The sequence below is a fragment of the Leptothermofonsia sp. ETS-13 genome (genome assembly GCF_049200465.1).
Lineage (GTDB): Bacteria > Cyanobacteriota > Cyanobacteriia > Leptolyngbyales > Leptolyngbyaceae > Leptothermofonsia.
Map to the genome: position 1 here is coordinate 5,332,331 of NZ_CP120836.1, position 16,884 is coordinate 5,349,214.

General features: G+C 50.6%; 15 protein-coding genes. 4 read left to right on the forward strand and 11 right to left on the reverse strand.

The window, feature by feature from the left end; all coding sequences use genetic code 11:
• Positions 1-579: 579 nt before the first annotated feature.
• Positions 580-1,014 carry a Spy/CpxP family protein refolding chaperone gene (locus tag P4D80_RS24300; RefSeq protein ID WP_421656624.1) on the reverse strand — a complete coding sequence of 145 codons (435 nt, stop codon included), beginning with the start codon at positions 1,012-1,014 and terminating at the stop codon, positions 580-582.
• A gap of 209 nt (positions 1,015-1,223) precedes the next feature.
• Here P4D80_RS24300 and P4D80_RS24305 point away from each other — a divergent pair, with 209 nt between their 5' ends.
• Positions 1,224-3,032: an FAD-dependent oxidoreductase gene (locus P4D80_RS24305; RefSeq protein ID WP_421656625.1), complete on the forward strand. Its 1,809-nt coding sequence runs from the start codon at positions 1,224-1,226 to the stop codon at positions 3,030-3,032.
• Positions 3,033-3,037: 5 nt separating this feature from the next.
• Here the strand turns inward: P4D80_RS24305 and P4D80_RS24310 are convergent, their stop codons facing one another.
• The 3 genes from P4D80_RS24310 to P4D80_RS24320 all read right to left on the reverse strand — a co-directional run bounded on the left by P4D80_RS24310 (position 3,038) and on the right by P4D80_RS24320 (position 4,884).
• The gene (locus P4D80_RS24310) at positions 3,038-3,322 is read right to left on the reverse strand and encodes a DUF1816 domain-containing protein (RefSeq protein WP_421656626.1); all 285 of its coding nucleotides are present in this window, start codon (positions 3,320-3,322) and stop codon (positions 3,038-3,040) included.
• Between the two features lie 186 nt (positions 3,323-3,508).
• Positions 3,509-4,492, reverse strand: a complete 984-nt coding sequence (rlmB, locus tag P4D80_RS24315; protein ID WP_421656627.1) for a 23S rRNA (guanosine(2251)-2'-O)-methyltransferase RlmB — start codon at positions 4,490-4,492, stop codon at positions 3,509-3,511.
• 5 nt (positions 4,493-4,497) lie between these two features.
• Positions 4,498-4,884, reverse strand: coding sequence for a Mini-ribonuclease 3 (locus P4D80_RS24320; RefSeq protein WP_421656628.1), 387 nt, complete (start codon positions 4,882-4,884; stop codon positions 4,498-4,500).
• Between the two features lie 462 nt (positions 4,885-5,346).
• On the opposite strand from P4D80_RS24320, the gene P4D80_RS24325 reads away from it, so the two are divergent.
• The gene (locus P4D80_RS24325; protein WP_421656629.1) at positions 5,347-6,477 is read left to right on the forward strand and encodes a sensor histidine kinase; all 1,131 of its coding nucleotides are present in this window, start codon (positions 5,347-5,349) and stop codon (positions 6,475-6,477) included.
• A gap of 146 nt (positions 6,478-6,623) precedes the next feature.
• Here P4D80_RS24325 and P4D80_RS24330 read toward each other — a convergent pair whose 3' ends face one another.
• Both P4D80_RS24330 and rpmF read right to left on the reverse strand, forming a co-directional pair.
• Positions 6,624-7,223, reverse strand: coding sequence for a sulfite oxidase-like oxidoreductase (locus P4D80_RS24330; RefSeq protein ID WP_421656630.1), 600 nt, complete (start codon positions 7,221-7,223; stop codon positions 6,624-6,626).
• A gap of 81 nt (positions 7,224-7,304) precedes the next feature.
• Positions 7,305-7,475 carry a 50S ribosomal protein L32 gene (rpmF, locus tag P4D80_RS24335; protein ID WP_421659598.1) on the reverse strand — a complete coding sequence of 57 codons (171 nt, stop codon included), beginning with the start codon at positions 7,473-7,475 and terminating at the stop codon, positions 7,305-7,307.
• Between the two features lie 154 nt (positions 7,476-7,629).
• On the opposite strand from rpmF, the gene P4D80_RS24340 reads away from it, so the two are divergent.
• Entirely contained in the window at positions 7,630-8,646 is a 1,017-nt protein-coding gene (locus tag P4D80_RS24340) for a sulfate/molybdate ABC transporter ATP-binding protein (RefSeq protein ID WP_421656631.1), read from the forward strand.
• A gap of 314 nt (positions 8,647-8,960) precedes the next feature.
• Here P4D80_RS24340 and hemB read toward each other — a convergent pair whose 3' ends face one another.
• Positions 8,961-9,944 (reverse strand): porphobilinogen synthase, encoded by a 984-nt coding sequence (gene hemB / locus P4D80_RS24345; RefSeq protein WP_421656632.1) that lies wholly within the window; start codon positions 9,942-9,944, stop codon positions 8,961-8,963.
• Positions 9,945-10,316: 372 nt separating this feature from the next.
• Between hemB and P4D80_RS24350 the strand changes: the two genes are divergently transcribed.
• Positions 10,317-10,706 (forward strand): nuclear transport factor 2 family protein, encoded by a 390-nt coding sequence (locus tag P4D80_RS24350; RefSeq protein ID WP_421656633.1) that lies wholly within the window; start codon positions 10,317-10,319, stop codon positions 10,704-10,706.
• 143 nt (positions 10,707-10,849) lie between these two features.
• Here P4D80_RS24350 and P4D80_RS24355 read toward each other — a convergent pair whose 3' ends face one another.
• The 4 genes from P4D80_RS24355 to P4D80_RS24370 all read right to left on the reverse strand — a co-directional run bounded on the left by P4D80_RS24355 (position 10,850) and on the right by P4D80_RS24370 (position 16,823).
• Complete coding sequence (locus tag P4D80_RS24355; RefSeq protein ID WP_421656634.1) at positions 10,850-13,510, reverse strand: chloride channel protein; 2,661 nt, start codon at positions 13,508-13,510, stop codon at positions 10,850-10,852.
• Between the two features lie 128 nt (positions 13,511-13,638).
• Positions 13,639-14,343 (reverse strand): sugar transferase, encoded by a 705-nt coding sequence (locus P4D80_RS24360; protein WP_421656635.1) that lies wholly within the window; start codon positions 14,341-14,343, stop codon positions 13,639-13,641.
• Between the two features lie 122 nt (positions 14,344-14,465).
• Positions 14,466-15,665: a glycosyltransferase gene (locus P4D80_RS24365; RefSeq protein WP_421656636.1), complete on the reverse strand. Its 1,200-nt coding sequence runs from the start codon at positions 15,663-15,665 to the stop codon at positions 14,466-14,468.
• Positions 15,666-15,986: 321 nt separating this feature from the next.
• Positions 15,987-16,823 (reverse strand): metal ABC transporter permease, encoded by an 837-nt coding sequence (locus P4D80_RS24370; protein WP_421656637.1) that lies wholly within the window; start codon positions 16,821-16,823, stop codon positions 15,987-15,989.
• Positions 16,824-16,884: the final 61 nt, after the last annotated feature.

Consider the following 16,884-nt stretch of genomic DNA (forward strand, 5'->3'; position numbering starts at 1 on the left):
TCTTGAAATTTGAACGGGGTACAGGGGTGGAAGCTCTGCTTAGAGGCAAGCCTCCACCCCTCTTGTTCACAAACGATTTGTGAACGCTATAGGCGGTTTGGGGATGGACACGTTATGGTTGCGCCTTTAACCCAGCAGTAAAAGATTTAATAGTGATGACTCCTGAACTGACAGTGAACGGTTGTAACTAAAGTGGACCCTTCCGCAAAGCTACTATCAGCTTTAGCTCTAAGCATAGGGTTTGGTATGAAATCTGGTTAATGGGTTATTGATCGGCAGGAGATGGTTTTGTAGTTCATCTATTCTTGCCTATGAGGAACTTTTGGCTATGCTTATCCTTTCCATTCCTTTCCATACAGCCATTATTTAATTGAATTTCATGGAACAAAACAAAAAGGGGCATAATCATCGATGCCCCTTCTTAAGGTATTGAAGAAAATACAGCGATCCTATTTGGATTGTGAGAAGGAGTTCCGTAAAAACTCCTTTTTACAAAGCCTCTCCATCTCACAACTGATTTAGGACTGCTATAGAATGTTTATTCTTCTTTTGTAAGGAAGTGAACTGGTGGCAGCAACATTAAATGCTGGTTTGAGTAGAGCGTTGCTGGCGCTTCTGTTCACGCTGCCGCTGGAGTTGTTGGTGTTGCTCCGCGGTAAGGACAGCATTCATTTGCTTTCTGGCTTCTTGCCGAATTGCCCGAATTTTAGATTTTTGTTCGTCTGTAAGGTTAAGGGAAGAAAAATTCTTGCCCAGCTTTTGTCTCTGCTGGCGAGCAGTTTGCAGTTGGGTCTTCTGTTCCTCCGTTAACACAGCTTCAATTTGGGCACGGGTTGACGCTCTGATTTGTTTGAGTTGAGTTTTTTGCTCTTCGGTCAGGTTGAGTTTTTCACCCCATTTTTCCATGCGGGTAGCGGGGGCAGGTGGTACTGCTTGAGAAAAAACAGGCAATCCCGGAGTTGCGGCGAGGATAAGGGCGATCGCTCCAGGCAGCAGAAAAAGTTTCTTAGTCATCGGTTCATCCCATGAAATCGTAGTCAATCAGTGAACGACTCAAATTGATTCAGTCGTGCATGATTAGACCGACTTGAAATGGATTCGGTTCAAAGGTGTTGCTGGATAACAGAATGAATTAGAACGAATTCCCTTCCCCTATTTCATTCCCTATTTCCTATCACCAGCTACCTGCTATATTGGCGCAGTTCACTATGATGGGGGGGGCCATGCATGAATTTCAGGCAGATGTGCTGGTGGTTGGTGGGGGAACAGGTGGCACGGCGGCGGCATTGCAAGCTGCCCGTCGAGGAGCGAACACCATCCTGATTAGCGAATTTCCCTGGTTGGGGGGAATGCTCACCAGTGCTGGCGTAGCGGCACCGGACGGCAATGAACTGCTTGCTTTTCAAACGGGCATCTGGGGAGCTTTCCTGCGGGAGTTGCAACAACGCCAGCCAGAGGGACTTGATCACGGATGGGTCAGCTTTTTCACCTACGATCCCCGGGTGGGTGCTCAAATCTTTGCCGATTGGGTGGCAGCTCTGCCCAATCTCAAATGGATCCATGGGCAGGTGCCACTAGAGGTTTTAAAGCAGGGCGATCGCATTACCGGCGTTCGTTTCACAGAATTTGCAGTCCGTGCCCACATCACGTTAGATGGAACGGAACTGGGAGATTTATTGTCGCTGGGAGAAATTCCCTATCGTTGGGGCTGGGAGTTACAGTCAGAATTTGGAGAACCGAGTGCGCCAGTGGCTCCCACGCCATTGATGCAGCGATACCCGGTTCAGGTACCCACCTGGGTTGTGATTATGCAGGACTACGGAACAGGGGCGATCGCTCCAGAAATTGCGACTCCGCCCAACTATGATGAAGAGCGGTTTGCAGGAGCCTGGGAACGCCATGGTGTGGAAGCATTTCTCAATTATGGTCGCTTGCCAGGAAACCGATTGATGATCAACTGGCCCATCCGAGGAAACGATTACGGAGAAGGTGTTCAGCGCTTGATTGAATCCAGAACTGCCCGCGAGCAATTTCTTCAGGAAGCCCGCTGGCATTCCCAGGGTTTTGCCCACTTTATTCAAACCCAGATTGATCGCCGCTACGGACTGGCGGAGGATATCTTTCCACTCTTGCCCAACTGTTCTGGTGGGGGTGCCTATGCCCTGCATCCCTATTACCGGGAGAGCCGTCGGCTAAAAGGACAGCAAATCCTGAGAGAGCAGGACATTTTACCCATCGCCGGAGGTTGCGTCGCCTCTTTGCCTATGACAGTACTGGGGCAGGGTTGTACAGTGGCCGACAACATCTGCGATGCGATCGCGATCGGCAACTATCCCAATGATCACCATTACCCCAGTGGCGACATCGACCTGAAGCCGAAATCAATGCGCTGGGGGGGACGTTGGACAGGAACCCCATTTACGATCCCCTATCGATGTCTGGTGCCGGAAACTGTGGAAGGCTTTTTGGTGTGTGAAAAAAATATTTCGGTTTCCCACATCGCCAATGGGGCTACCAGATTACAACCTGTGGTTCTGGGGATCGGTCAGGCAGCGGGAATGGCAGCAGCCCTGTGTGTTGAACAGCAATGCCAACCACAGGAACTGGGGGTGCGATCGCTCCAGGAAGCGATGTTAACCGATACAACGGCACCGGCTGCAGTTATCCCCCTACTTACCCTGCCACCTGAACATCCCAACTGGTTGAACTGGCAGCGGTATTATCTGGAGCATCCAGAGGAATACCCTGCTAATGGGAATTGTCCAGTAGGATCGGTGCAGGTAATAGTGCGCAGTTCTACTGAAAAATCACTGACACGAATTGCGGGCTGTGTTGAAACGCCTGACGAGCAGAACTACACACTACTAGTCGAGGAGCCGAGCCTGATTGGGAAACACAAAGTTCAACTCGTTACTCTCGATCCTGAGATGAACGAAAGAATGAAAAGACTCAGCCCCAAACAACCCATTACCGTTCTGGGAAAGTACAATCAAGCAGGCCAATGGCTTCTGGTCAATGAAATTATTGACTGAAATGCCTAAAACTGGCTGCTAAAGGCGCGAGCAATCCCCCCCTGACTGGGCTTTTCCCCTAAATCCTCAGAAACGGTCAGCTTAGTAGGCTTGCAACGTTTCACTGAAACCACAATTCCCTGAGCACCCTCCTGCTCTAGATCACTAACGTATCCTGCTTTAGCAGCTTCAGCCGCCTTTGCTCCTAAAAAGGGGCCGAAGTAATAGGTGCAGCGAGGGGTCTCTGTCTTTACTTCAACCCACCAGGCTAACCCAATCAAGTTTAACAAGCTTGTGAAAAGTTCTTGCATCGTTCCCTGCCGATTACCAAAAGGTTTACTAGTGTTCCGTCTAGAAAATCTTGATGAGTCAAAGACCCTCAAAATTCAATCAAAATAAGCCATCAAGTCTGAGCCACCTGTCAAGTTAAATTTGACAACCACTAGGGGGCAAACAGCGTTGCATTTAAATTATCGGTGTTACCTCTTCAAATTTTGTTATAATCCGCTACTTTTTTTCAAGGTTATTGCCTTTTCTAATGAATCTAGATGCCAGGTATTAGACCAACGTTGACGAAAGATTTCATAGAGCGCCATTCCCGCTGCAACGGAGGCATTCAAGCTGGGGGTGTGACCGTGCAGAGGAATCGATACCAGGTGATCACAGGAGCGCTGGATCAGTAAACTCAGCCCTTCTCCTTCAGAGCCAATGACCAGGGCGATCGCACCTGAAAACTGAACCATATGCAGCGGTTCAGCCGCACTGGCTGCCGTACCATAGATCCAGAAATTGGCTTCCTTCAATTCTTCTAGCGCACGACTGAGATTAATCACTCTGGCCACTGGCAACGTTTCTAGTGCACCTGCGGCAACCTTAATGACAGTAGAGGTAATTCCCGCGGCCCGCCGTTGCGGAATTACCAATCCCTGTGCCCCCAGCGCTTCCGCCGTTCGAATAATGGAACCCAGGTTTTGGGGATCGGTAATGCCATCGGCAACCACCAAAACTGGCTGTTCTGAAGCGGCCTTGGCCCGATCAATAAGCTCTGCAAGTTCCAGGTATTCGTAGGGCGCAACCTGAGCCGCTACTCCCTGGTGATTGGCTCGTTGGGTGATGCGATCAAGACGCTGGGAGTCGACTTCATCGATGACCGCCCCATTGGCTTTTGCCTGAACAAGGAGAGAATGGAAGCGGGGATCGTACCGTAAGCGAGGGGTTATCCAGATTCGGTTGAGGTGGCGCTGGCTTTCCAGAGCCGCAAGGACAGAATGGCGACCGTAAATCAGATCCGAGTCTTCCGAGGTTTCCACTGACGGTGGAGCCACCGCTTCTTGATGCACTTCCTTTTTCTTCAAAATGGGTGCAGTTTGAGCGGCACGGGCAGAGCGCTTAGGAGCAGGGATCGGTTTTCTTGCAGGCTTGACTGGAGAGCCTTTCCGAGATCGCTGGGGAGAATTGGAGTGGGTTCTTTTGGGAGTCATTGGGATTAGCGATGGGTATCCGGCAGAATAGCCTCTAATTGAGACAGGAGTTGCGTGAGACGCTGGGGATCGGTGAGGTAGAGGTAGCCAATTAAGGTTTCGAGACTGGTGGCCTGCTGATAGGTTTCTAAATCGATTCGTTTAGGGCGTCCGGTAGCCGCATTTCGCCCTCGACGAACCATTTCCAGCTCAGTAGAGGAGAGATGGGGGAGGAGCGATCGCAAATCACTCGCCTGGCTTTCTGCCCGAACCCGGGCAACCACGTGCTGATGATAGGTTTGAATTCGCTTGGGAGGAAACAGTTTTTGACGACGGACGTAGAGTTCGTAGACGGCATCTCCTAAATAGGCCAGAGCTGCCGGAGAAAGCTGTTGAACCTGTCCCTTCGACAACGCTTGCTCCGTAGGCCAATCAACAGGGCATTCATTCAACTCCATTTCCAAATCATTTGCCTATCCGGGTGTTCATCCGTATTCGCAGGCATCCTCTCAAACATTCCCTGAAATATCGTCCCTAAAATATTGTAGCGACATTCCCCAGCAATCACTTTGGCAAATCATGAAGCGGGAACCGGGGCACATTCCTGACCACAGGCCATATTTTTTCCAAAACCTTCTTAGACTGGTAACACTGGCGACATGGATAACTCGAAGTATCAATCCGGTCATCTTCCTGTAAAAAGGTAAGAATTTGAAGCTGGAAAGGGATTTCAGCAATTCTCACAAACAAGATCCCCCGAAAGAAAGAAGTCTAGGAGTCTATAGTTCTGTAAATATTTTTATATTTAATAGCTAAATCGTTTTGTATATAGCTGGATTCAAATGAACCCATCTTTAGATCTCCATGTTACTAACATGACTCAGTCTTCTCTGTTACAGCAGGCTAGACCTGATCGCATCTTAGTCGTTGATGATTTGCCAGATAATTGTTTTTTGATTCAGACCCTATTGCAGGAAGAGGGCTATTACATTGATGTTGCGAATAGCGGGCGGGAAGCCCTGGCATATATTGAAAAATCGCCCCCGGATCTGCTGTTGCTGGATGTCATGATGCCGGAAATGGATGGGTTTGAGGTCACCCGTCGGATTCGCCAAAATCCTAACCTGCCTTTCCTGCCGATTTTACTGATCACGGCCTATGATCAACCGAGTGTGGTAAGGGGGCTGGATACGGGTGCAGATGAATTTATTCGCAAACCCGTCGAGTTTGATGAATTAGTGGCAAGGGTGCGATCGCTCCTGCGACTCAAGCACAGTGTGGATGAGCGAGATCAGATTGCCCGCCAGCGGGAAGATTTTGTCTCCCGTTTGACCCATGATCTTCGGACTCCCCTGGTAGCGGCTGACCGGATGTTGAATTTGATGCAACAGGGGGCGCTTGGAGAGCTGAACCCGGCGATACAGGAAGCCATTGGCACCATGCTGCGCAGTAATCAAAACTTGCTCACTATGGTCAATACCCTGTTGGAGGTTTATCGCTACGAAGCAGGGCGCAAGCGGCTAACTTTTTCGCCAGTCAACCTGTCCGAGTTAATTCAGGAGGTGGTGGGAGAGCTCACACCTCTGGCCGCCGAAAAGGGATTGACACTTACCTTTGAGGAGACTGAACAGCGAGATGAAAAACCCATCAACACGGTGATGGGCGATCGCCTGGAATTGCGGCGGGTGATTACTAACTTAATCGGCAATGGGATTAAGTTCACCGACTCCGGCTATGTCAAAGTCCGGCTGATGTCCGATCCCGCATCTTCAGATAGGGTCATCCTGGAAGTGGAAGACTCTGGACCAGGGATTCCGGCAGAGGATCAACCAATGCTGTTTGAAAGCTTTGTTCAGGGGAGCCACCGCCGGGGAGGTAGTGGATTGGGGCTCCATCTTTCTCGTCGAATTGTAGAAGCGCACAATGGGGCAATCGAAGTGAAATCAGAAGTCGGACATGGCAGTACATTTATCATCAGATTGCCGACTCAGCTACCTGGCAGTTGACATAAGCTTTCATGGGAGATCAGAAGTAATCAAAATCTTCCAGATAGCTTATAAAACGAGCACAGAGTATGTAAAAAATCGCTCGTGCCTTTCCCTGTTTCTCCTGATAGCACGCGCTGCTTTACCCATCTTGCATTTACTGACTTCTACATGACGCTGTAGCGCTCTTCTGCCCAGGGTTCGCCCCGGTGGTGATACCCATTCCGTTCCCAAAAACCAAGCTCCATGTGGTCTAGAAACTCCAGACCGTTGATCCACTTGGCACTTTTCCAGGCATATAGATGAGGCACCACTAACCGCATTGGCCCCCCGTGTTCTGGTGGTAGTGGTTCACCAAACAGAGTGTGAGCAAAAAAATTCTCTTCCCGCAAGAAGTCATCCATTGAAAGATTAGTTGTATAGCCGCCGTAGCAGTGTTCCATCACGTGTACGGCTCTAGGATCGACTTCAAGGTGGCGCATAAAATCAACCACACGGACTCCTGTCCATTGCACATCCAGCTTTGACCAGGTAGTAACACAGTGAAAATCGGTAGCAAAATTCGTCTGGGGCATTGCCATAAAGTCGTTCCAGGTAAAGGCTTTGTCTTCTTTGACCAAACCCCAAACCCGAAACCGCCAGGAGCTCTGACTTACCTGGGGAGTATCGCCATAGGTCAGGACGGGAAAGCCTTTTGCTAAATGCTGGCCAGGGGGAACCCGCTCGGCTAAATCTTCCCCCGGTTTTTGAAAGAACTTACCAAGCATCGCTATGCCCTCGCTGCTCTAGGAATATTCGGAGAGACCTAAGTAAAGGGCTCAGGAGCATGGCTGCCTTACCCCATTGCTTTACTCTTCTTCGTCTTCGTTTTGTGGATAAACAAAACCTTCCGCCCGTCCGGTCAGAATTGACTTGCCAATGGAAAGTGCCTTTTGAGCCTGGAGAGTTGCTTTCCGCTTCCAGGTTGCTTTGCGCTTGTCACGCTTAGATTTGGATGTTTTCTTCTTGGGAACTGCCATTGGAGTGAATAATTTTTGACAACTTTTCCATTCTAAAGCATTCTTTTCGGGAATCTCAGACATTCCTGCTGAGAAAAAGCAAGTTTTCCAAACCGATAAGCCTCCGGCTCATGATATAAACTACAGTAAATCCATCAGAAAACTGGGGTTTGGGATGGGCATCGTCGTTGAGAATGTATCCAAGCAGTTTGGCAGCTTTAAGGCGGTTGACAGCGTTAGCCTTGAAATTGAGAGCGGCTCCCTGGTAGCGTTGCTAGGACCATCGGGGTCGGGGAAATCAACGCTATTGCGGTTAATCGCAGGGTTAGAAACTCCCGATGAAGGCAGAATCTTGCTGACCGGGGAAGATGCTACCCATCGCAGTGTTCAAAACCGGGGTATTGGGTTTGTGTTTCAGCACTATGCTCTGTTCAAGCACATGACAGTACGTAAGAACATTGCCTTTGCGCTGGAAATTCGTAAAGTGCCGCGGGCGAAGGTAAAAGCGCGGGTAGAGGAACTGCTGGAGTTAGTGCAACTGGGGGGGTTGGGCGATCGCTACCCTTCACAACTTTCTGGGGGGCAGCGGCAGCGGGTAGCCCTGGCGCGGGCACTGGCGGTGGAACCCAAGGTGTTACTGCTGGATGAACCCTTTGGAGCGCTGGATGCCAAAGTTCGAAAAGATCTGCGGGCCTGGTTGCGCCGTCTGCATGATGAAGTGCATGTGACGACAGTGTTTGTCACCCATGACCAGGAAGAAGCCATGGAAGTGGCGGATGAAATCGTAGTGATGAACAGGGGCAGGGTGGAACAAATTGGAACTCCGGCTGAAATTTATGACCATCCCGCCAGTGCGTTTGTCATGAGTTTCATTGGTCCAGTGAATGTGTTACCCAGCACCTCGCGCATTTTTGAAGCCAATGGATTTGAATCAGCCCATCCAGAAGTGTTTTTACGACCTCAGGACATTCTGGTTGAGACTGCACCCAATAGTTCGTCGGTACCTGCCCGCGTTAGCCGCATCATTCACCTGGGTTGGGAAATTCAGGCAGAACTGACGCTGGACGATGGCCAGGTCGTGACTGCTCACCTTACTCGTGATCGCTTCGATGAACTGAATTTGAAACCCCAACAGCGAGTTTTCGTGAAACCAAAGGAGGCGAAGGCTTTCCCGCTTTACTATTCCATCTAAAGGAGCCAGGGGGCAGAGGGGAGTGGATGAGTGGGAGGGTAGGAGAGTGATGGAGTCACGAAGTGATGGAGTGATGGAATACTGAATGTATAGCTATAGCCACCAGGCTGAGGACAGGGTGCAGGGGTAGAACCCCTGGCTGGAAGCCCCCACACCCCTTTAAAGCCAATGTCTTAAGCAACCTAGCGACAGCGATAAAGAACAATCACCCTATCCCTCATCCACCCCTCTACCCATCTACCCCTCCACCCATCTACAAAAAACAAAGGAGGCATCGCCCCCTTTGTTTTTTGTAGAGCATCCTGACGAAAAACTTATGCGCCGAGCCAGCGAGCAGCATCCTTAGCGTGATAGGTCAGGATCAGGTCTGCACCTGCCCGCTTGAAGCTGGTCAGGGTTTCTATGACGATCCGTTCTTCGTCAACCCAACCGTTGAGGGCAGCGGCTTTGATCATCGAGTACTCGCCAGAGACGTTATAGGCAGCAACGGGCACATTGGACGCTTGCTTCACCTGCCAGATGATGTCCATGTAGGCCAAAGCAGGTTTTACCATTAGCATGTCGGCCCCTTCAGCAAGATCCAGTTCAATTTCCTTAATCGCTTCGCGGCTGTTTCCGGGATCCATTTGATAGGTGCGGCGATCGCCAAACTGGGGCGCAGATTCTGCCGCATCTCGGAATGGACCATAGTAAGATGAGGCATACTTCGCCGCGTAGGACAGAATCGGGGTGTCCTGGAACCCGGCGGCATCTAACCCTTCCCGAATAGCTTGCACAAATCCATCCATCATGCCCGATGGTGCAATAATATCAGCTCCCGCTTTTGCCTGGGAAACCGCTGTCTTCTTCAGCAATTCTAGCGTGGGGTCATTCAACACACGCCCGGTCAAATCGCCCACCTCCAGATAGCCACAGTGACCGTGGGAGGTATATTCACAGAGGCAGGTATCCGTAATAATAACCAGGTCTGGAACGGATTCCTTCACGGCTGTGGCTGCCTTTTGTACAATACCACAATCGTGCCAAGCGCCTGTTGCATCCGTATCTTTATCTTCCGGGATGCCAAACAGAATAATGGCCGGGATACCCAGGTCATAAACTTCCCTGGCTTCCTCAACGATTTTGTCCACCGAAAGTTGAAACACACCCGGCATTGATCGCACTTCATTCGCAATCCCCTGACCTGGAACAGCAAACAACGGGTAGATCAGATCACTGGTCGTCAAAATAGTTTCGCGCACCATCCGGCGAAGCTGCGGATGGTTGCGGAGACGACGGGGACGGTGAGTTGGAAACATAGTGTTGCTAAAGGGCTAAAAATTGTAAAGGTGTTAAGGATTCGGATAGCAGCGATCGGTTCACAAAATGGCTAAATCGCCCACTAACAGGATTGCCATGCCCTGCGGCTTAACCTGTTTCAGAGCATCGCTTCATCGCTTCTTAAAAGTCTAAAACGTTCTGTTACCTGACTACTCGCCGATTTCATTACGTTCTGTTGCGATCTGGGAAGGGATGGGGGGATGAGGGGAGGAGTAATTCCTTTACCCATCTACCCATCTACCCTTTTGTCTGTAGCCTTCAGCAGTTTAAAGACCAGAAGGAGTTAAACAGTTTAAAAACCAGAAGGAGTTAAAGTGTGGTTTGTGTATTTGAAAATGGTTAGATCCCAAATGACTCCTGAACAAGCTGTAGTTACTGCGAACGAAGCATTTTATCAAGCATTTGAGAAAAGGGACATTGAAGCGATGGCTGCGGTTTGGTCCCACGGGATCGGTAGTTTGTGTATCCATCCTGGAAGAAATGCCGTTCGCGGATGGGATGCAATTCGCTCCTCCTGGGAAAAGATTTTTCGCAACACCAACTATCTAGAAATTGATGTAGAAATCATTAGCACTCAGGTTAATGGGGATCTCGCCTACGTGGTTCTGATCGAAAATGTGCTTCAGGTTGGGAGCGGTGGCAGGCGAGTAAAAGCCCTTTCAATTGCCACGAATGTATTTGAGTGCATGGCGCAGAAGTGGTACCTGGTGCATCACCACGGCAGTCCAATCATGAACTGATTATCGCGATCGCCACCAGGCTGAAAGTGGGGTGGCACCCATGGCTGGGGCGCAGCCCCCACACCCCCTTAAAACCAATGTCTTAAGCAACCTGTGTCTTAAGCAACCTGGCGAAAGCTATAACTAAGCGTCCATGTTGCTTGTCAGGAAACTGCTTTCCGTACTAGGATGACGGTGCATTTAGAGTGGCGGGCAATCGCTTCGGGCAAATTTCCGTGAATCGCCTGTTGCAGCATGCCTTCCCGACTGGCTCCCAGCACAATAACATCACACTGGTCTTTCTGCGCCATATCGATGACCGCTTCTGAAACGGAATCGGCACAGACTGGAACCGTCGTGACTGGTTTTTGAAGGCGTTGGCGCAAAAAGGCGGCGTCCTGTTCTAGAATGCGGGTGTCGTGGGTTTGATCGGAAGGGTGGAAAACCTGACACAAACAAATATCCGGATTTTGGGTGAGGGAAACCAGAGCTGGTAACAGAGTAATCGCGTATCGAGAATTGGGTCCCCCTGCAACGGGTATCAGCCAACGTTTGAGCTGCATCAGGTGTAACAGGGCGTGGATTGAAGCCTGACCTGGAGTGCTGTTATTTTCCTGCATTGCTGCAAACCCCTTCCCCATTTTGACCAGAATCACATCGCACCTGGCTTCTCGAATGATGGTATCGACCACATCACCAAAGATACGACCAGGCGTAGATGTACGGCCTTTCCAGCCCATTAGCAGTAAATCCGCATGGCAATCCTGAATGGCTTCCAAAATGGCCTGGGAAATACTGTGGGTGGTCCGAATTTGGGTATGAACGGGAATCTTCCAGACCTTTGCCTGCTTGGCAGCCTGGGCTAAAAGGCGACGGCTGGTTGTCGTATTTACAGTGGCCTCAGCCGGAGAACCATGGCGTGGCACCGGAATCACCTGTAAACATTCCACTTCGTAGTTACGCTCACGGGCAATTGCCAGAGCCAGCTTTAACAACCCCTGCGCCGTTTGAGGATTGCTGAGTGGCAGCAGCAGTTTTCCCCGCCCGGTGGCGGGCGATCGCGTCTGGTAAACCACATAGGACGGTTCTGCTCGCGGTTTCACCCGGTCAGGTCCACCCCGCAGCTTGTCTGACTCTACTCGTAGGATGTCGCTACGGGTAATGATCCCCACCAGCTTGCGACGATCCACGACAGGCAACCGTGACAGCTTATAGCGCGACAGCAGGTAGAGTACCTGACTCAAGGTATCCCCTGGATTGACGGTAATCGGGCGTGGCGTCATGATTTCTTTCAGCAGGGCATTCCCAGAAAGCTTTTGCTGGGCCACCTTGTCTAAATCGGATTGAGTGACAATGCCTACCAGCCGCCCCTCATCCACCACAGGAAAGCCTCGATGATGCGATCGCGAAAACGCCTGGAACACCTCATCCAGTGTCATTTGGCTGGTCAACGTTTCGACGTTTTTCTCCATCACCTCCGCCGCTGTTAACCTGGCCCACAACCCATCTCCCATCGCTTCCAGTTCCAGGTGAATCCCCTTCAGCTCTAACAGATGGGTATAGAGGGAACCGGGAGCAAATCGCTCCGCCACCAGATAAGCCGTCACCGAGCCAATCATTAAGGGCAGCACCAGGTTGAAGTTGGTGGTCATTTCAAACACGATGACGATCGCCGTCACCGGAACCTTACCCACCGCACCAAAAAACGCCCCCATACCGGTTAAGGCATATAGCACCGGCTGCCCCTGACCTGCCAGCAGCGTATTCTCTGCCATCCCAACCAGATGTCCCAACGCCGCTCCCAAAATCAGGCTGGGGATAAACAACCCTCCGGGTGTTTCGGCACTGCAAGCGACCAGGGTGAGAATGAACTGAAACACAAAAGTACCCACCGTCATTTGCCAGCTTGCAGTGCCCATGGTCAGGAAGACTTGCAGGTTAGTAGTGTCCCGGAATACCGCTGGCAGCAAGGCGGCGGTTAAGCCCGAAATGAGCCCGGCCAGACCAATTTTCATCGGCAAACCGAGGCGCACTCGCTGCCGACTGAAGCGCAGGGTGGCGAGAATTCCCCGATTAAACAGAGCTGCAAAGACCCCAGCCAGAATGCCTAGTAGGAGCAGGAAGGGAATTTGCTGGGGAGAGAACACTGTCTGATGGGCCAGGGGGTTGAAACCCAGCTTTAAGCTTGGTCCACCCAAAACGCGGGAAATGACTCCGCCCGTAAACGACGCCAGAATGGCGGTACCCAGGGTCAGGCTGGAGACATCCTGGAGTAGCTCTTCAATCACAAACATGACCCCGGCAATGGGGGCATCAAAACCAGCCGCTAAGCCCGCTGCTGCGCCCGCTGCCAGCAATTGCCGCTGGTGGTCTGGGGAAGCAGGTACCCAACGGCTGAGCTGAGCTGCCAGAGCCGCCCCAATCTGCACTGTGGGTCCCTGTCGCCCCAGGACAAAACCGCTGCTCAGAGTGAGCAGGGTGCTAACCATCTTAACCAGGGCCACTCGCAGGTTGAGGGCAATGGGTACATGGGCGAGGGCTGCTTTTACTTGGGGAACGCCACTACCAGACGCTTCTGGAGCTGTATGCTCAACCAGAAAACCCGCCAGGCTCCCCCCAGCCAGACCCACCCCTGGCAACAGCAACCAGACAGGTACGATAAACGTTTCTCGTAGCCGCCACTCCCCCAGCCAGTACACGCCCTGCTTTAGCGTGACGGCGGCGATCGCAGCCACTAGACCAATCAGTGCTGCTTCAAGAATTGCGAGCCGTTTGGGGCTCAACAGTTGATGAAAGGATTGAACAAGGCTCGCAGGAGTCCTCATAAGAGCAATTACTCCCTTGGCCGACGCCACCTTTGAGAGCGTAAGGGGGGTACTATCCAGAGGTTGATTGAACAGAGGTTAATGGACAGCGTAGAACAGAAAAGCGATACGCACAGCCTCCAACAGACTCAATAAGCGCCGTTATCCTTCGGGAAGATAACAACCCCAATCGTTTTGAAGATAATCCAAAGATCCATCACAAAACTGCGGAAATTGACGTAATAAACATCAATTTGAACCCGCCTGGGATAGGGAATATCATTCCGCCCAGACACCTGCCAGAGTCCTGTAATCCCCGGTCGAATGCTGAATACCCGGTCAGCATGCTTGCCATACCGTTCCAGCTCTTCCAGAACCACGGGCCGGGGACCTACCACGCTCATATCTCCCTTCAGTACATTCAGGAACTGGGGAAATTCGTCCAGGCTGGTAATGCGCAAAAAACGACCTATCCACGTTACGCGCGGATCACGCCTTAACTTGAAATTCGTCTGAAACTCGCGACGGAGACGAGGTGAAGTTTCCATAATTTCGGATAAAACCTCATCCGCGTTCTGAACCATTGTTCTGAATTTAATGCAGCCAAAGGGTTTGAAATCCCTTCCTACCCGTTCCTGAACATAAAAAACGGGACCAGGAGAACTTAAAGCAATCAGCAGCATTAGCAGCAGATAAACGGGAGAAAAGACGATTAGAACAGTCAAGGAAAACAAAACATCAAACAGCCGCTTGAAAAATTCTCCGTCCAAAACATTTATAAGAGAGGAAATCAGTCCGCGTCTGATAAATGCACGAAGGGTTTTGCCGGAGATGAGTTGGCTTTCGGCAGTCATCTTACTCCTTCACATCCACACCACACAGTCCTCATCATAAAGCCACTGACCCCTTCTACGCAGAATTTGATTCCAATTTGGACAAAATTTTCATTGGGAAGGGGTCAAACGCCCAGGAATTCCTAGCCTGAATTTGTTTGCCGGAACTCCTGATAGCAACGGTTCAGGAATGAAAGATAACGTTCTTGAAAAATTGCGGGACGAAAGGAGAGGGCATGCAATCGCACCCACTCCAGATTCAGTACTTTCTGATACTGTTCAAAAGTTTTTATCGCCTCAATTAGCGCAATTTCTGTCTGTTGACTGAACAGTACCCCAGTTCCTTTTTCGCCGTATTCTCGCACATCCAGAACCGTTTCTAAGGTGCCCCCAGCACCATAGGCAATCACGGGTGTGCCGCATGCCTGAGCCTCCACTGGAGCAATTCCAAAATCTTCAAAAGCAGCATAAACAAATCCCTTTGCCTGAGCCATATACTGTTCCACCACATCATCAGGCTGCCACCCCAAGATTTGAATATTAGGTCGAGCCAGTTGGCGAATTTGTTTCAATTCAGGACCCTCCCCAATCACAACTAATGGGCGTCCTAACTGATTGAATGCCTGGACAATCAGAGAAATCTTTTTATAACTAACCAACCGCGATACGGTGAGGTAAAAATCTTGCTTCTGGGCTTGAAACGAAAAACGATCGGTGTCTACGGGTGGATAAATTACCTCAGCCGGGCGACGGTAACACCGCCAGATGCGACGGGCCGTACTCTTAGAATTGGCAATGAAGTAATCGACCCGGTTAGCAGAAAGAACATCCCACTGGCGCAGGCGGTGCAAAAGGTAGCGCGTCAACAGCCCTACAATTCCCCGCCCCATGTGGCTGCTTTGCAGGTAGTCGAAGGTGAGATCCCAGGCATAGCGCATGGGAGCATGGCAATAGCAGATGTGTAGTTGCTGGGGACCTGTTAAAACTCCCTTAGCAACTGCATGAGATGAAGAGAGAATAATGTCATAGCCCCTCAGATTGAGCTGCTCGATCGCCAGCGGCAGAAACGGCAAATACTTCTGGACTCCGTTCTGCGCCCACGGAAAGTGCTGCAAAAAAGTAGTGCCAATTTTGCGCTTAAACAGGTAACTCTCTGGATTGGTCGATTCAAAATCAATCAAAGCGTAGAGATCGGCATCAACCCATTTGAGAATTTCCTGCACTACCAGCTCTGAGCCGCCTGTCGCCTTTGGCGTTAGCCACTCATGAACCAGCGCAATTTTTAAATCAGCAAGCGGTGAGCCCTCGATAGAGATACTCCGCGATCGTCCACTCCAAGTCACATCTCACACCCATTGGTTTAGATGAACCAACCGACAGCAGTATATAGCAAACCTATTTAGATAGGAAAAGATAGGAAAAGTCGTCGCAGTTTTCACTGCAGCTATGGTTACCAGGTTTAGAGCAGGGTGCAAGGGGGGGAAACCCTGGCTGGGGGGCGCAACCCCCAACCCTCCTTAAAACCAATGCCCTAAGCAACTTAGCGACAGCTATATCATGCACTTTTCCAACAACCGCTAAAAACTGTTACAGAGCTAGGAACATTCACCGACAAAAGAGCCCCTGACTTTGCTAATTATGTGATCAGGCCTATCAGGGATGCATCAGGATAGCAACCAGGAAGATGGCTTGATTTTTACCCAAACCACAACCAGCAAAAATAGAACAAACTGTACCACAACAATACTGGGACCAGAGGGAAAATTAAACACCCCAGACACTCCCATTCCAACAATACTGCTGAACGCACCCAGCAACATGGAAATGGCCAGATAGGGGGAAAACTGCTGGCTAAGTAATTTTGCGGTTGCAGCTGGAATCACCAGAAAGGCGTTGACCAGCAAAATTCCCACTGCCTTAATTGAAACGGCCACAGTCAAGGACAGCAACACCACAAACAAGTAGCGGTGAAACTCGACCGAAACGCCCTGCACCTTTGCGACAGCCTGATTCAGGGTGAGCAGAATTTGCTGCCGAAGGGTTGAAAAGAGAATGATTCCGCTTATCAACAGTAGCAGGGATGTCAACACCAGATCTGTCCAATTGACGGCCAGAATATCACCAAACAGCACTCCCATCAGGTTTCCCCGATAGCTCTGGATAAAACTTGCCAGGATAACACCGATCGCCAGCGCCCCTGATAGCACGATGTTGAGAATACTGTCACTCCACAGATCCGTATGATCAATCAAGTACAGGACCGCCAATCCAAATAGCAGGGTAAATGGCAACAGCATCCAGGTAGGTTCCAGGTTGAGCAGCACTCCCATTGCAATTCCAACCAGTGCCGCATGCCCTACCGCATGACTAAAAAACGACAGTTGTCTAAGCGTCACAAAACTCCCCAGCAACCCACAAAGCAACCCCATCAGAACACCCGCTGCGATCGCCCGTTGCATAAAAGGAAATTGGAGGAGGGAAAATAGATCGGTTGTTTGCATGGGAAGAAGGAGCAAGGAGGTAGGAGGCAGGAGGTAGGAGTTAGGAGGCAGGAGGCAGGGG

Coding starts and splice junctions, on each gene's coding strand:
- P4D80_RS24300 (WP_421656624.1), bottom strand. CDS start 1,014: ATGACTAAGAAACTTTTTCTGCTGCCTGGAGCGATCGCCCTTATCCTC.
- P4D80_RS24305 (WP_421656625.1), top strand. CDS start 1,224: ATGCATGAATTTCAGGCAGATGTGCTGGTGGTTGGTGGGGGAACAGGT.
- P4D80_RS24310 (WP_421656626.1), bottom strand. CDS start 3,322: ATGCAAGAACTTTTCACAAGCTTGTTAAACTTGATTGGGTTAGCCTGG.
- rlmB (WP_421656627.1), bottom strand. CDS start 4,492: ATGACTCCCAAAAGAACCCACTCCAATTCTCCCCAGCGATCTCGGAAA.
- P4D80_RS24325 (WP_421656629.1), top strand. CDS start 5,347: ATGACTCAGTCTTCTCTGTTACAGCAGGCTAGACCTGATCGCATCTTA.
- P4D80_RS24330 (WP_421656630.1), bottom strand. CDS start 7,223: ATGCTTGGTAAGTTCTTTCAAAAACCGGGGGAAGATTTAGCCGAGCGG.
- rpmF (WP_421659598.1), bottom strand. CDS start 7,475: ATGGCAGTTCCCAAGAAGAAAACATCCAAATCTAAGCGTGACAAGCGC.
- P4D80_RS24340 (WP_421656631.1), top strand. CDS start 7,630: ATGGGCATCGTCGTTGAGAATGTATCCAAGCAGTTTGGCAGCTTTAAG.
- hemB (WP_421656632.1), bottom strand. CDS start 9,944: ATGTTTCCAACTCACCGTCCCCGTCGTCTCCGCAACCATCCGCAGCTT.
- P4D80_RS24350 (WP_421656633.1), top strand. CDS start 10,317: ATGACTCCTGAACAAGCTGTAGTTACTGCGAACGAAGCATTTTATCAA.
- P4D80_RS24355 (WP_421656634.1), bottom strand. CDS start 13,510: ATGAGGACTCCTGCGAGCCTTGTTCAATCCTTTCATCAACTGTTGAGC.
- P4D80_RS24360 (WP_421656635.1), bottom strand. CDS start 14,343: ATGACTGCCGAAAGCCAACTCATCTCCGGCAAAACCCTTCGTGCATTT.
- P4D80_RS24370 (WP_421656637.1), bottom strand. CDS start 16,823: ATGCAAACAACCGATCTATTTTCCCTCCTCCAATTTCCTTTTATGCAA.